Raw genomic sequence first — 14,732 nt, forward strand, 5'->3', positions numbered from 1 at the left:
TATGGACAAAAACTATGTCAAAATACCGGCGGTTATGAATTCGAATGTATCCTTGAAGGTGATCCGGGGTCATTTTGCGACCTCACACTCCCATATCAACTGTTTCTTCGATATCACAACCATGAAGACCCGCTGCAGCGAGGCGCACAACGTCGCATCTCTTCTTGCCATGCACTACTCCGTTGATACGCAGGTTGATACAATCATCTGCATGGATGGCATGGAGGTTATCGGCACATACCTCGCGGAAGAGCTTACAAAATCCGGAATACTCTCTATCAACGCACACAAGACCATCTATGTTGTCTCCCCCGAATATATCGCATCAGGACAGATCATTTTCCGTGACAACATGCAGATTGCGCTCCGCGGCAAGCACGTGCTGCTTCTCCTGGGCTCCATCACAACAGGCCGTTCGCTGGCAACGATTCTCGAGAGTGTCCGCTATTACGGCGCAACCGTCAGCGGCGCATGTGCCATCTTCAGCGCAGTGGATGAGGTCAAGGGAATCAAGGTCGCGGCAGCCTTCCATGCATCCGACGTTCCCGAATACGAATCCTACAAGACCAGTGAATGTCCGCTCTGCAAAAAGAAGGTTCCGATCGACGCTCTCGTCAACAGCTTCGGTTATTCTCTGCTCTGACAACGAGATAAAACACGCTGCGCGAGTTTTATCTCGCTATCGCGACGCTCGCCGCACACGAATACTTCGCATTCGGCCGCGGCTCGCTGTCCGCGTAAAAAAAGCCCATATCCTTCGACGATATCGTCCGGATATGGGTCTTTTCATTACTTATTCCGCGTCTGCCGCCTGTTCCTTCGACTGAAGCCATTCCTCGTATTCCGGATCTCCCGCATCCAGATACATCTCCCGAAAGATCTTCTTACCACATTCCGTCCGGAATATATTGCTGTATGCGCTCTGGATTCCCGTAATGGAAGAATGATCTTCGTACAGATTCACCAGAAAATCTGCCTCGACCAGAATCTGGTAATCCATTCCGTCAATGTCTTTATAGGTGTGATGATGACCGATCAGATAGCAGATCCTGTCAATCTCATCCTTTTCAAACCCGATCTTCTCCAGAACAGGCTTCGCCTCGGCCGGTCCGTACTTCTCCTGCAGTTTTCCATCGCTCTTTCCGCACAGGATCTCCGCCCTGTGAATTCCGATATCATGAACATAAGCGGCAGCCTCAAGGATCAGCTGCGTCTTCTCATCGAGACCCTCGCCCCGCCCGATCATTGCCGAGAAAGCATGCACCTTAATCAGATGCTGAATCCGCATCGGATCCCTCCGGTCATAATCTATCATTGCCAGACATAATCTGTCGAGCTTTTTCCTGCTGTCTGCTTTCATAGAGACCTCCCTTGAATCCTTTTTTCCGGAATCATTGATCCCGTAAAAACAAAAGACAGCAGAACCACATTTCTGCGCCATTCTGCTGTCCATTATCCATCCGGACCAGATGATCACAGACGTCCGCGCCCGTAGTGCAGGACACAGATCGCTGTGCAAGTGGCCCGTTCACTTTCAGAATCAGTTATCGATGCTGTAGTTCGGAGCCTCCTTTGTGATATGAATATCATGAGGATGCGACTCCTTGAGTGCGGCGGAAGAAATCTTGATGAACTTTCCGGTTTTCTGCAGTGTCGGAATATCTGCCGCTCCGCAGTAACCCATGCCCGAGCGAAGGCCTCCTATCATCTGGAAAATCGTATCCTCCACAGAACCCCTGTATGCCACACGGCCCTCTACGCCTTCCGGCACGAGTTTCTTCGCGCCCGCCTGGAAATAACGATCAGCGCTGCCGTGTGCCTGAGACATCGCTCCCATGGATCCCATGCCGCGGTACACCTTGTACTTTCTTCCCTGGAACAGTTCAAATTCTCCCGGAGCCTCGTCACATCCGGCGAACATACTTCCCATCATGCAGACATTACCACCGGCAGCAATCGCTTTCACAATATCTCCGGAGAACTGGATACCGCCGTCTGCGATGATCGGTGTGCCGGTTTTCTTTGCCTCTTCATAGCAGTTCATGATCGCGGTAATCTGCGGAACACCGATGCCTGCCACGACACGGGTGGTACAGATCGAACCAGGTCCGATTCCTACCTTGACGCAGTCCGCGCCAGCTTCGATCAGATCATGTGTGGCCTCCGCTGTCGCAACATTTCCCGCAATAACCTGGAGATCCGGATATGCGCTCTTAACCATCCGCAGACATTTGAAGATATTCGCGGAATGGCCATGTGCGGAGTCGATGACCACGCAGTCCACATGTGCCTTGACCAGCGCATCCACCCGCTCCAGGACATCATCGGTAATGCCGATGGCAGCTCCGCACAGAAGACGTCCGTATGCATCCTTTGCGGCATTCGGATATTTAATCTGCTTCTCGATATCTTTGATTGTGATCAGGCCCTTCAGATTTCCCTCATCATCGACGATCGGGAGTTTTTCCTTCCGTGCCTTGGCCAGAAGACTCTTCGCCTCTTCAAGCGTAACACCCTCTTTTGCCGTAATCAGATTTTCTGAAGTCATCGATTCCTTGATTTTCTTGCTGAAATCAGTTTCAAACAAAAGGTCACGGTTTGTAATGATTCCGACAAGCTTCTTGCCGACCGTGATCGGCACACCCGAGATGCGGTACTTTGCCATAAGCGCGTTGGCATCCGCAAGCGTATCCTCCGGGGAAAGATAGAAGGGATCTGTAATGACACCATTTTCCGAACGTTTTACCTTATCGACCTCATCTGCCTGCTGTTCGATTGTCATGTTCTTATGGATGATTCCGATACCGCCCTGTCTGGCCATCGCAATTGCCATCCGATGCTCGGTAACCGTATCCATACCTGCGCTCATCATCGGGATATTCAATTTGATCTTCTTCGTAAGATATGTGCTCAAATCCACCATATTCGGTGTAACCGTTGAATACTGCGGTACTAAAAGCACATCATCAAATGTAATACCCTCTCCGATAATCTGTCCCATAAACGTTCTTCCTTTCTTCTATCTGACTGTTAATGTGAATAAAATAACTATACAGATCAGAGCCCTGCAAAGAGCAGAAGTCTGTGACGAAACGAAATCTTAGATATGCATGAGAAAATCGCAATCATATGTCTGCCGTCTGCACATGTTCTGAATAATTTGAAAAAAGTTTAGCAAACCGCACACTGAAAGTCAATGCCCTGTGCGGATAAAAAAGGCTGCCACGCCGGACCTGTCCCGGTCCGGGCAAGCAGCCTGTTCGCTCAATTTGTGAAGAAACGGCTCGGAGCCCGCATCCGCATATCCTTAAGCATGTCTTCACTCGGCGATATGAGAACCTTCTGTCGTTCCTGCTTTGACGAGATCACAAACGCCCATGCATTTTTCTCGTCTTCAGGCGTTCCTGATGTGTAATCAACCACCTTCACATTCTTAAAATCAGAGAGATGATCCGACCCAACCGGAGCGATAACCTCTGCTTCGCTTAAATCATAAGAAGCTCCCTTCTTCCTCGACTGTTTGGAAAAAATCCGGTCAATATCCAGTACGCCGTTTACGTAGGAGTACTCGTATTCTACACTCTGTCTTGGAATCAGCCAGATATCAAGCAGGATCAGACCAAACCCCGCAAGCAGAAACGCGGGATGCACCATAATTCCGGAAAAGAACATCAGAATCGTAAGCAGCACAAAGAAAACCTTAATGAACCGGTTCTTCATGGTTGGCTGTACGGAAATCAGTTTTTCCTTAAATAAATCACTCATACCTTTTCTCCTGTCACTATGGAATTCTCAGATGCAATTATCATAGCATCTTTTGAAGCGAGATAAAACACGCTGCGCGAATTTTATCTCGCTATCGCGATGCTCGCCGCACACGAATACTTCGCATTCGGCTGCGGCTCACTGTTCGCGTAAACGAGATAGAACACGCTGCGCGAGTTTTATCCCGCTATCGCGACGCTCGCCGCACACGAATACTCCGCATTCGGCTGCGGCTCACTGTTCGCGTAAATAAATGTCAGCACGGATTCACCCGGCTGCATCCGCCGCACTCCCTGTATTCTGTGAGGAAGACGCGCTGACAGCATTATCCGAACCTGAACCTTCCCCCTCGCTGGAGGATATACCGGTCACCGCATGATCCGCGGATGAGCTGCCGACCGTCTCAGAGGAGGATGAGGACACGGAGGAACTGTTCACGCTCTCCGTTCCACTGCCCCCGTTGTCCGATCCGCCGTCAGAAATAGAAGAAGCGTTTAAGGTGTCCGCAAGATTTGTGTCCGCCAACAGAGTGTCTGCGCTGTAGAGGAACAGCACATCTGTGATTCCGTAGGAGGTAATGGCAGTCTCGATATCATCGTAATAATATCTCGGGTCCACCATGATAATGCTCTGAAAATACGGATACAGAAACTGCATAAAGCTATTCGCATAGGAGTCCTTGAATACCAGCAGATTTCTTCCATTGTTGGCGGTCGTCCGAATCTCCACCAGAGGATGATTTCCGCCGAAGAACACCTGATACTGATCCTTTTCCTTCAACTTGTCACTCATAAACATGGATGTACTCTTCTCTCCTGTATCAGGATAGGTTACGTAATACTCCACATCTGTTCCGTCAGGCTGGTAGATTTCAATCGAGTCCCGCGAGATGTGACGCCCGCTTCTTGACGCCAAAGTGCCCTGGAAGGAATCCGACACAGTGTAAATCGTGTTATCTGTGATCGGTGTGTCAATCCCGAGCTGATTTGCCGCGCCCAGAAAGACTTCATAAGCACCCAGGCTGGTCCAGTGATGGTCTGTCTTGTAGTAAATCTTCTGATCCTTGTTCTTCTGCATCACACCGATGGCGTCAATGCTCTGTATTTTGCTGTCCAGGCTATTCTCAAATCCGCGGATATCTGAGATCTGATCCTCTGCCGGAGCATTCCGGGGAAGCTTGTCCGTGAGTATGCTTGCCGCGTCCGGAATCATCAGAAGGTTCATGTTCAGATCACTGTGTTTTCCGGAAAAATCATTGATTGCAGTTTCTGTCGCGTTAACTGTTTTCTGGTCCGGCACGACCGGCTTCGACAGAAGATATCCGTCTTTTCCGAAATACACATTCTCAGATTCCCGGTTTCCCAGAATCATTGTACCCAGAGATCGGATATTCATCCATATATCCCGGCCGACAAACTGATCCGATTCATAGCTGTTGAAGTCACGGAAGAAATCGCCGTTAGCGAGGGATGCCGCCGAAATTTTCGGCATCTGAGCAAGATTTCTATTCTCGTCCGGTGAAAACTCTCTGGCCGGCACGATCAGATTCACTACAAAAATAACCGCGACGGCTCCGAGAAAAATCCGGGTGAGCAGATCGTAGAAATATGCTTTTTTCTTCCCTTTCCGCAATTTTGGTTTCTTCGGCACAAGACCGGGAATTTTCCTGAGCGCCTCGAGATATCTGTTTTTCCTGCCGTCAGCCGCGTTTCCGCGCCTCTCCGCCGCTCCGGCTGACGTCCTGCTTCTTCCGACTCCAGCCGCGTTTCCGTGTCTCTCTCCCGCTCCGGCCGACGTCCTGCTTCTTCCGACTCCAGCCGCGTTACCGTGTCTCTCTCCCGCTCCGGCAATTGTTCTGCTCCTTCCGCCGCCTGCCGCGTTTCCGTGTCTCTTCGCCGCTCCGGCTGACATCCTGCTTCTTCCGCCGCCTGCCGCGCTTCCGCGTCTCTCTCCCGCTCCGGCAGTTGTCCTGTTTCTTCCTTCATCCGCTCTGTCGGCAGTTCGTTCCGATCTTTCCGGCCTGGTCTTCATACGCAGCGGCAGATCATCCGGATAGATCGGCGACGAGTTACCTTTCTTATTGTTATTATCACTGTAATCCGTCATTATCTTCACCTTTCAGAACCTGAAATACAGGAATGTAGAATATGTGGCCCCGACCATATTTGCCACGCAGAAAATCAGCAGCACCACATGAAGCGCAGCCGACAGATAGATCATGTTCTTTCTGCCCCTGTATACCAGAGTGTCATGAAGCCTTGTCAGAAGCGGGCCGCAGCAGATCAACGCAAGGATCAGCAGAACCAGATTGCTCGTCAGATAATAGGCACTGGCTCCATTTGCAAAACCGAGCCCGTCCGCTCCGAACATCTGTCCGAGATAGTGGAACGCCCCTCCGATCGACGGAGTGAAGAAAAAAATCCACCCAACGAAGGCAATCAGATCGGTCAGAAGAATTCGAAGCCACTTCGGGATCAGAAGCCGTTTCTGGCCGATCACAAATTTTTCCAGAATGACAAAGCAGCCGTGGTAAATTCCCCAGAAGAGGAAATTCAGAGTATTTCCGTGCCAGAGTCCGGTCAGAATCCAGACAACCGCGAGATTGCGGAACTGTTTCTCACGGGAACAGCGGTTTCCTCCCATCGGGATGTAGACGTAATCGCGGAACCAGGCGCCAAGCGATATATGCCATCTTCTCCAGAAATCCGTCACTCCGTCTGACAGATATGGATAATTGAAGTTCTTCTCTATCCGGAAGCCGAACATCCCTGCAAGGCCGATCGCCATATCGGAATATCCGCTGAAGTCAAAGTAAAGCTCCAGAGAATAGAAAATCATGCCCAGCCATGCCGTCAGGCCAGCCATCTGACTCAGGCTGCTGATCTGATGAAAAGCGGTGCTCAGATTGTCCGCGATCAGCACCTTTTTAAACAGACCAATAATAAACAGATGCATACCGGATGTAAAATATCTGTTTTTTGCCGTTTTCTGCACAAGCTGTTCCCGGAAATCCTTGTACTGCATAATAGGACCGGAGATGAGCTTAGGGAAGAACAGGATATAAAGCATCTCATTCAGCACGTTCCCGTCATCCTCTACCCTTCCGTAATAAATATCGAAAACATACGAGAGCGCAGAAAAAGTATAGAAAGACATTCCCACGGGAAGAGCTAGCCTGCTGTACTTGAAAATGCCCAGTACTGCGACATCCACAACTACCGCGACAATGACAGTCACCTTACGCCGCAGCCCGTTCCCTGCATCCGCGGACAGCATTCGGATCTGCTGTCCAGAGATATAATTGAACAGCACCGATATAATGAGAACCAAAACGCTCGGAGCATCTCCCCACACATAAAACAGAACGCTGAAAATCAGAAGCGCTACCTTGCGCCAGATACTTTTCTCTGCCGGTATCAGATGATATACAAGAAGCGAAACCGGCAGGAATAAGAAAATAAAACTTAGTGTGCTGAATGTCATATCACGGTCTCCCCCTTACAGAGCGTTCTCAAATTCCTGCCCGATCTCTCCCGCCTTATCCGCAGAAACAAACAGTGCATAATTTCCCCGGATAGAAATGATGCTTTTCTCAAGCATGGCATATTGATACGTTCCGTAGCCGTTAAAATTGTTCATCTGTGTCTTTTTTCTGGACTCCATAGCGCTCCGCACCATTTCCTGATCGCCTGTATCCTTCAGCCTGACCAGGAGAATTTCTTCCGCTCCCATGTTTGTCTTTGGATAATAAAGCCGTATGCCGTCAAACCGGGCCGGATCCAGTCCGTACAGCCGGCGGATCATCTGGTTGGAGCCCTCCTGCATCTTAGACATATCCGCATCTGCTGTCACCGCATCCCACACCGTATCAAAATCAGCCTTGCTGATCCGGTTTCCCGTAAAGCTGTGAACCAGAAATACAACGATCAACACCACGAGTATCCATTTGACAATTTCCAGACCTGTCAGTCTCATACTCTTTATCTTCATATCTAAACTGAATCCCTTATCTTCTATACTGGATCTCTTATCTTCTATACTGAATCCTGTATCTTCTATACTGAACCCCGTATTTTCTATACTGAATCCCGTATCGTAATCCCCTCTATGCATGCATTTTACAAAGTCAGCTGCGCCCACGGCAGTGCTGTAAGGACTACCCGCACCACAGCCGTCTCCGTTCCACCAGGCCATTTTTCCGGCTTCACGAAGAAGTACTGCTGCTTTTTCCCGAAGAAGAAGCTACATTCTCTGAAGACGCAGAGACGATACTCTCTGACGAAACCGCTGCATCGTCATCCGAGGAAGATACCACATCCTCCGATCCGTCTCCCTGCGCCTGCTGCTCATCATAGACACTCAGCATCATCTGTGTCGCCCACAGCGGATAAAAATCCCGCTGGACATGAATCGAATCCGGATCATACAAATCCTGATGCTCACTCACCAGACCATCGACATCAACCCAGCCGAATCCTTTTTCCTTTACCATCTGGTGGACTGCGTCACTCCATTCCGGAATATTGCCCCACGCAGGCGTAGAATCGATAGCGGGCTGCTGTGCCGGAATGATGGAGTTGACAAAAATGGAAGTGTCCGGCAGTTTTTTGTGCAGCTCATCCAGAATCGAGGCGTAATCCTTTACATAGTCTTCCTTTGTTTTCCAAAGCCCGATGGAAATGTCATTCAGGCCGTAACAGAGAAACAGATTCGCCGGGTTCAGCTGCACCAGCTCATCCTCATGATCTTTTATATTGGCAATGGTATTTCCGGCATCCGCCAGGACACGGGACTGAGGAAGAAACTCAAAGGTGTAGAAGCCGACCGCTCTGGAATCCCCCATAATCACGGAATCTCCGAACAGGCTCCACACATCGATGGTTCCATCCTCCAGCTTCTTCTGCATCTCCGCGCGTTCCGCCTGCATTTTCGCCTTCTTCTGTTCAGTCAGAACCTGCTCCACTGCTTTCGGATCCTTGCTCTCCTGCGCTTTCAGAAACGCCACTCCCTCTTTGATCTCTGCGGTTTTCTTACTGCGTCCACCGCCGGCTGCTGCCGCAATAATCGCAGCCACAATGCCGATGGCAATGACTGCCACAATCACAAAACGTCTGGAACGGAATCTCCCGTTTCCGCGTAAATTCATAACCTCTTCGTTCTCCTTCCCCTTCACGTTTACTCAAACAATAATTATATCGGAAATGCTATCTAAAAATTGGATGAATATGTTTCAAATTCGTTAAGTTTTCGTAATATTCCGTATCTCAAGTTTCTGATACACAGATGTCCTTTATTATACCATATCCCCTGACATCTGCGAATTTTGATTTCCCCATCCTTCAAACATTTCTAGCGTCATCGATCCTTATTGATAAATTGCACAAGAAAACGCGTATATTCTCGTCACTCTGACGAAGGTTCCGTCAATTCAATACCCAATACGACGAAAGCTGCCCCAAATAATTGGTGACAATACCGTAGCAAAAAATAAGCCTTTCACGTATACTACTGATCGTAAATAAAAACCGTTCACATTTTGTTGTCTCTTCGGACAGCAGCAGGCGTCTCGCAGAGTGTTCTCTGAACAGCAGCCGCGCACCGCAGAACAGCAAATCCTTATTATCAGAAATTCAGAGATTCATTTTATTTAAGGAGGACAGGACAATGTCTAGTTTGAGTCTGGAGCACATCGGCAAAAAGTATCCCAACGGCTTTGAAGCTGTTAAGGATTTCAATCTTGATATCGCAGATAAGGAATTCATCATTTTCGTTGGACCTTCTGGATGCGGAAAATCCACTACCCTTCGTATGATCGCCGGCCTTGAGGACATCACCTCCGGCACATTGAAAATCGGCGACAAGGTCATGAACGATGTAGATCCGAAGGACCGTGATATCGCCATGGTTTTCCAGAACTACGCTCTGTATCCGCATATGACAGTTTACGACAACATGGCTTTCGGGCTTAAGCTTCGCAAGGTTCCGAAGGATGAGATCGACAAGAAGGTCAGAGACGCAGCCAAGATCCTTGATCTGGAGCATCTGCTGGACCGTAAGCCGAAGGCTCTGTCCGGCGGTCAGAGACAGCGTGTAGCCATGGGACGTGCCATCGTTCGTAATCCCCGTGTCTTCCTGATGGATGAGCCGCTCTCCAACCTGGATGCAAAGCTCCGTGTTCAGATGAGAACCGAGATTGCAAAGCTGCACGACAGACTGGGTGCAACCATCATCTATGTAACCCATGACCAGACCGAGGCTATGACCCTTGGTACCAGAATCGTTGTTATGAAGGAAGGCGTTGTTCAGCAGGTTGATACGCCTCAGGTACTCTACGATGAGCCGTGCAACCTGTTCGTAGCCGGATTCATCGGTTCTCCGCAGATGAACTTCCTTGATGCTGTTGTCGAGGAGAAGGCCGGAGCAATCCAGCTGAATTTCGCCGGTCAGAGATTTACTCTTCCGGAGAAAAAGGGCAAAGTTCTCAAGGAGAAGGGCTACGTAGGAAAGACCGTTGTCGCAGGTATCCGTCCTGAGCATCTGTCTGATGATCCGGAAGTCATCGCAAAGAATCCGGGTGAAGTATTCTCCGCAAAGATCAACGTATATGAGCTTCTCGGCGCGGAAGTATTCCTGTACTTCGATTATGACAACACAGCCATGACGGCTCGTGTAAATCCGAAGACACCGGCGAGAACAGGTTCTGAGGTTAAATTTGCGATCGACATGGAAAAGCTTCATGTATTCGACAAAGAGACCGAGCTTGCCATCGTTCATTGATTCCATATTATTGATCAGAATATCTGACACAAGAGCACTCCGCAGATTCACCTCTGCGGAGTGCTTTCTTTTGCAGCTGCAGCGATTTTTCTGTCTGACATACCGTTCACCTACTTGATTCGAAAAAGTTATTATTCTAAAATAAACAGTATACAGAAGTCTTCCGGTCTCTTAAGCTCTGTGCGAAACCGGAGGCAATGAACAGGATTTGATAAATCGTCACAATAAAATCCAAGCGAATCTGAGAATAGAACGGATAATAGAATCTTCAATAAAATTTTAAATAGAATCACTTAAATAAAATCTCAAAGGATTGCATTTCACGAGAAGGGGTCTTTATGATTAACAGCAGAATTTTAAGCAAAGCCATACAGCAGCTTCAAGATATTACCGGAACCGAACTCACACTTTATGGCAAAAACGGAAGCAGAATCACCGGAGATACAGCTGCCGGTGAAGAGGAGGACACTTCCGTCCGTGAACTGATCCGTTCAGCGGCAGACAGCATGACAATCGGCGGCACCACCTACCTGAAGGTCTATGACGATGATATGCCCGTGTACTATCTTGCGGCTGCGGGAGGCCAGAATCCGGAAATCACCGGCAGAATCGCGGTCAGCGAATTACAGAATCTCCTTTCTTTTTCGCATGAGCGGATGGATAGAAATCACTTCATACAGAATGTTCTTCTTGATAATCTGCTTGCCCCTGATATTCATTCCGAGGCAAAAAAGCTGAAAATACGCGAAGATGTGAACCGGATTGTATATCTGACTGAGACAAGCGAAAAGGACACGGATCTTGCCCTTCAGACGCTGAAGGCCATGTACGCCTCCACCGGCAATGAATTCCTGACGATCGTCGATGCCACCCATATAGCAGTCGTTTCCGAAATCACAGGTCCGGATGACGCCGCAAAGACCGCACATACGCTCTCTGACATGCTGAACGCCGAGGCGATGATTCAGGTAAGGGTAGCCTACGGTCTTCCCACCAACCTCCTCGATCACCTGTCGCAGTCCTATAAGGAGGCACAGCTTGCCATCGATGTGGGACGAATCTTCTACCCGGATCTTCATGTGATCTCCTATGGCAACCTCGGCATCGGCCGGCTGATCTTCCAGCTTCCCCATTCCCTCTGCGAGCTGTTTCTTCGTGAAACCTTTGATCACGATGTTTTTGCGACACTTGATGAAGAAACCCTGACGACAATCCGTCAGTTCTTTGATAATAACCTTAACATCTCGGAGACCGCACGCCAGCTCTATATTCACCGGAACACGCTTGTGTACCGCATTGAGAAGCTCCAGAAAACGACCGGTCTCGATATCCGCCGTTTTGATGAGGCGATGACCTTTAAAATTGCCATGATGGTCAATAACTATCTGAAGAATACGCAGAAATAACCCGAAGAAAAACCAAATAACCAGATCGGACACGAGGGGGTGATTTTTCCCTCTCGTCATAACGAGATAAAACACGCTGCGCGAGTTTTATCTCGCTATCGCGACGCTCGCCGCACACGAATACTTCGCATTCGGCTGCGGCTCACTGTTCGCGCAAAAAAACCGCCGCACTTTCGTTTACGCGAAACGTGCGGCGGCATTTTTCATTTATATCAGCCTGTTATTCAGATTCTGATGGGCAGGGATTACATCATGCCCATTCCCGGGTTCCCGCCTGCAGGAGCAGCCGGAGCCGGCTCTTTAATTGTAGATACAGCAGCCTCAGTAGTAAGCAGAGACGATGCAACAGATGTAGCGTTCTGCAGAGCGCTTCTGGTAACCTTAGCCGGATCCAGAATACCTGCCTCGATCATATCTACATACTCTTCATTGTAAGCATCAAATCCAACGCCTACCTTGGACTCTCTTACCTTGTCGATGATCACTGCTCCCTCAAGTCCTGCGTTTGCAGCAATTGTTGCCAGAGGTGCTTCAAGAGCCTTCATGACAATCTTTGCGCCTGTCTTCTCATCGCCCTCAAGGGTATCAACAAACTTTGCCAGTTCCTTGGATGCGTGTACATAAGCGGAACCGCCTCCGGCGATAACGCCCTCTTCCACAGCTGCTCTTGTAGCGTTCAGAGCATCCTCCATACGGAGCTTTGCTTCCTTCATCTCAGTCTCAGTAGCAGCGCCGACACGAATAACCGCTACGCCGCCAGCCAGCTTTGCAAGCCTCTCCTGAAGCTTCTCGCGGTCGAAATCAGATTTTGTCTCGGCAATCTGAGCCTTAATCTGAGCAATACGGTTCTTGATTGCTTCCTTGTCACCGGCGCCGTCGACGATGGTTGTGGTTTCCTTCTTAACCTGAACAGTTTTTGCCTTGCCGAGCATATCCATGGTAGCATCCTTGAGCTCGATGCCGAGGTCAGAAGAGATAACCTGTCCGCCGGTCAGGATTGCGATATCCTGAAGCATCTCTTTTCTTCTGTCTCCATAGCCCGGTGCCTTTACCGCACATACCTTGAAAGTTCCGCGGAGCTTGTTGACAATCAATGTGGACAGTGCCTCGCCCTCAACATCCTCAGCGATGATCAGAAGGCTTGCGCTGGACTGAACGATTTTCTCAAGAAGCGGAAGAATATCCTGAATGTTGCCGATCTTCTTGTCTGTGATCAGGATATATGGGCTGTCCAGATCTGCCTCCATCTTCTCCATGTCAGTTGCAAGGTATGCGGAAACATATCCTCTGTCGAACTGCATACCTTTTACAAGGTCAAGCTCTGTCTGCATTGTCTTGGATTCCTCGATGGTGATGACGCCATCATTTGTGACGGACTCCATTGCATCTGCAACCATATTGCCAACGGCTTCATCTCCGGATGAAACAGCGGCTACTCTCGCAATCTGCTTTTTGCTGGTAACCTTCTCACTCATCTCCTTGATCAGGTCTACCGTCTTGTCTGTAGCCTTCTTCATGCCTTTTCTGAGAACGATCGGGTTAGCGCCTGCAGCCAGGTTCTTCATTCCTTCATTTACCATTGCCTGCGCAAGTACGGTAGCGGTTGTGGTGCCGTCGCCGGCAACATCATTTGTCTTGGACGCAACCTCACGAATAAGCTGAGCGCCCATGTTTTCAAAACCATCCTCAAGCTCGATTTCCTTAGCGATGGTAACGCCATCATTTGTAATGGTCGGTGCGCCATAGGACTTATCCAGAACAACATTACGTCCCTTCGGTCCCAGAGTAACCTTTACTGTATTTGCAAGCTTATCTACGCCAGCCTGAAGAGCGGTTCTGGCATCTGCGCCGTATTTAATTTCCTTAGCCATTGTATATTCCTCCTGTGTATTCCTGTTCTCTATATGTCTGTCCGGGATTTTTTAATTACCCGTTTCCGGCAGACACCGATTCAAATATAATTTCATATCATAATCTGTTTCACAGCCGGTTTTCGTATCAGCTGTCAGTCATCTGACAACCGGCTGTCGTCTCAGACCTCAGTATTCCTGATAACCGATTGTCGTCTCAGACTTCAGTATTCCTACTAATCGGTTTCCGTATTAATCCTCAATAATCGCGAGAATATCTTCCTGCTTCGATACGATATATTCCTCGCCGTCAGCCTTAAAATGAGTTCCTGCATACTGAGCAAAAATAACCTTATCGCCCGGTTTAACTTCCATCTTGACTTTATCGGTTCCGGGTCCTACCGCAATTACAGTTGCCTCCTGCGGTTTTTCCTGTGCTGCGGATGTAAGGATAATACCGGATTTTGTCTTTTCCTCTGCTTCAACCTGTTTCAGTACAACTCTGTCACCAAGTGGAACTAACTTCATAATCTTCAGCCTCCTTATATGGATTTCATTCTTTCACTAATTCTTATGTTTATTAGCACTCAATACCTTCGAGTGCTACTCAACGATATTAATAATAGTTTCAAAAGCTCTATTTCGCAAATCTGTTTTCTAGCAAAGTATCTCGTTTTTTCTCGTTATTTCTTTGTATTTCTCGTATTTTCTCGTTTATTTACTGTTTTTATTTCAAATCTGATTTCATTAAAACAAAATCCTGCCTGCCTCTTCATTTCATCGAACCATAATCCTGCCTGCTTTCCTGCTAAAAACATTCTTTAATCGAGTAGGAGGCGGTGACTAACCGCCGTCCTCTCACAACACCGTACGTACCGTTCGGTATACGGCGCTTTCAATAGTTGACGTGCACAGACTGATAGGCCGTGGCTAA

Annotated in this window: 12 protein-coding genes; 3 read left to right on the forward strand and 9 right to left on the reverse strand. The window is 48.7% G+C overall.

All coding sequences use genetic code 11. The features are described from left to right. The first annotated feature begins 1 nt into the window (after position 1). A complete protein-coding gene (locus ACTQZS_RS11620; RefSeq protein ID WP_441099830.1) occupies positions 2–643 on the forward strand; it encodes an orotate phosphoribosyltransferase in 642 nt (213 codons plus the stop codon). A gap of 150 nt (positions 644–793) precedes the next feature. On the opposite strand, the gene ACTQZS_RS11625 is transcribed toward ACTQZS_RS11620, so the two are convergent. From ACTQZS_RS11625 to ACTQZS_RS11655, 7 genes are all read right to left on the reverse strand, one after another. Further along, positions 794–1,360, reverse strand: coding sequence for an HD domain-containing protein (locus tag ACTQZS_RS11625; protein ID WP_441475949.1), 567 nt, complete (start codon positions 1,358–1,360; stop codon positions 794–796). 180 nt (positions 1,361–1,540) lie between these two features. Next, complete coding sequence (gene guaB, locus ACTQZS_RS11630; protein WP_441475950.1) at positions 1,541–3,001, reverse strand: IMP dehydrogenase; 1,461 nt, start codon at positions 2,999–3,001, stop codon at positions 1,541–1,543. A 263-nt stretch (positions 3,002–3,264) separates the two neighbouring features. Beyond that, on the reverse strand, positions 3,265–3,765 hold the full coding sequence (locus ACTQZS_RS11635) for a DUF6106 family protein (protein WP_441475951.1): 501 nt from the start codon (positions 3,763–3,765) through the stop codon (positions 3,265–3,267). 267 nt (positions 3,766–4,032) lie between these two features. Next, positions 4,033–5,871, reverse strand: coding sequence for a DHHW family protein (locus tag ACTQZS_RS11640; RefSeq protein WP_441475952.1), 1,839 nt, complete (start codon positions 5,869–5,871; stop codon positions 4,033–4,035). Positions 5,872–5,883: 12 nt separating this feature from the next. Beyond that, positions 5,884–7,248 (reverse strand): MBOAT family O-acyltransferase, encoded by a 1,365-nt coding sequence (locus ACTQZS_RS11645; protein ID WP_441475953.1) that lies wholly within the window; start codon positions 7,246–7,248, stop codon positions 5,884–5,886. A 15-nt stretch (positions 7,249–7,263) separates the two neighbouring features. Then, positions 7,264–7,740 (reverse strand): DUF4358 domain-containing protein, encoded by a 477-nt coding sequence (locus ACTQZS_RS11650; protein ID WP_441475954.1) that lies wholly within the window; start codon positions 7,738–7,740, stop codon positions 7,264–7,266. Positions 7,741–7,969: 229 nt separating this feature from the next. Continuing rightward, positions 7,970–8,911 carry a GDSL-type esterase/lipase family protein gene (locus ACTQZS_RS11655; RefSeq protein ID WP_441475955.1) on the reverse strand — a complete coding sequence of 314 codons (942 nt, stop codon included), beginning with the start codon at positions 8,909–8,911 and terminating at the stop codon, positions 7,970–7,972. A 518-nt stretch (positions 8,912–9,429) separates the two neighbouring features. Here ACTQZS_RS11655 and ACTQZS_RS11660 point away from each other — a divergent pair. Further along, on the forward strand, positions 9,430–10,542 hold the full coding sequence (locus tag ACTQZS_RS11660) for an ABC transporter ATP-binding protein (RefSeq protein ID WP_441475956.1): 1,113 nt from the start codon (positions 9,430–9,432) through the stop codon (positions 10,540–10,542). A 338-nt stretch (positions 10,543–10,880) separates the two neighbouring features. Beyond that, positions 10,881–11,948, forward strand: coding sequence for a PucR family transcriptional regulator (locus ACTQZS_RS11665; protein WP_441475957.1), 1,068 nt, complete (start codon positions 10,881–10,883; stop codon positions 11,946–11,948). A 245-nt stretch (positions 11,949–12,193) separates the two neighbouring features. On the opposite strand, the gene groL is transcribed toward ACTQZS_RS11665, so the two are convergent. Continuing rightward, the gene (groL, locus tag ACTQZS_RS11670; protein WP_441099843.1) at positions 12,194–13,819 is read right to left on the reverse strand and encodes a chaperonin GroEL; all 1,626 of its coding nucleotides are present in this window, start codon (positions 13,817–13,819) and stop codon (positions 12,194–12,196) included. A gap of 231 nt (positions 13,820–14,050) precedes the next feature. Beyond that, positions 14,051–14,326 (reverse strand): co-chaperone GroES, encoded by a 276-nt coding sequence (locus ACTQZS_RS11675; RefSeq protein WP_441099844.1) that lies wholly within the window; start codon positions 14,324–14,326, stop codon positions 14,051–14,053. Positions 14,327–14,732: the final 406 nt, after the last annotated feature.

This window comes from Bilifractor sp. LCP19S3_H10, assembly GCF_052119185.1.
GTDB lineage: Bacteria > Bacillota > Clostridia > Lachnospirales > Lachnospiraceae > Bilifractor.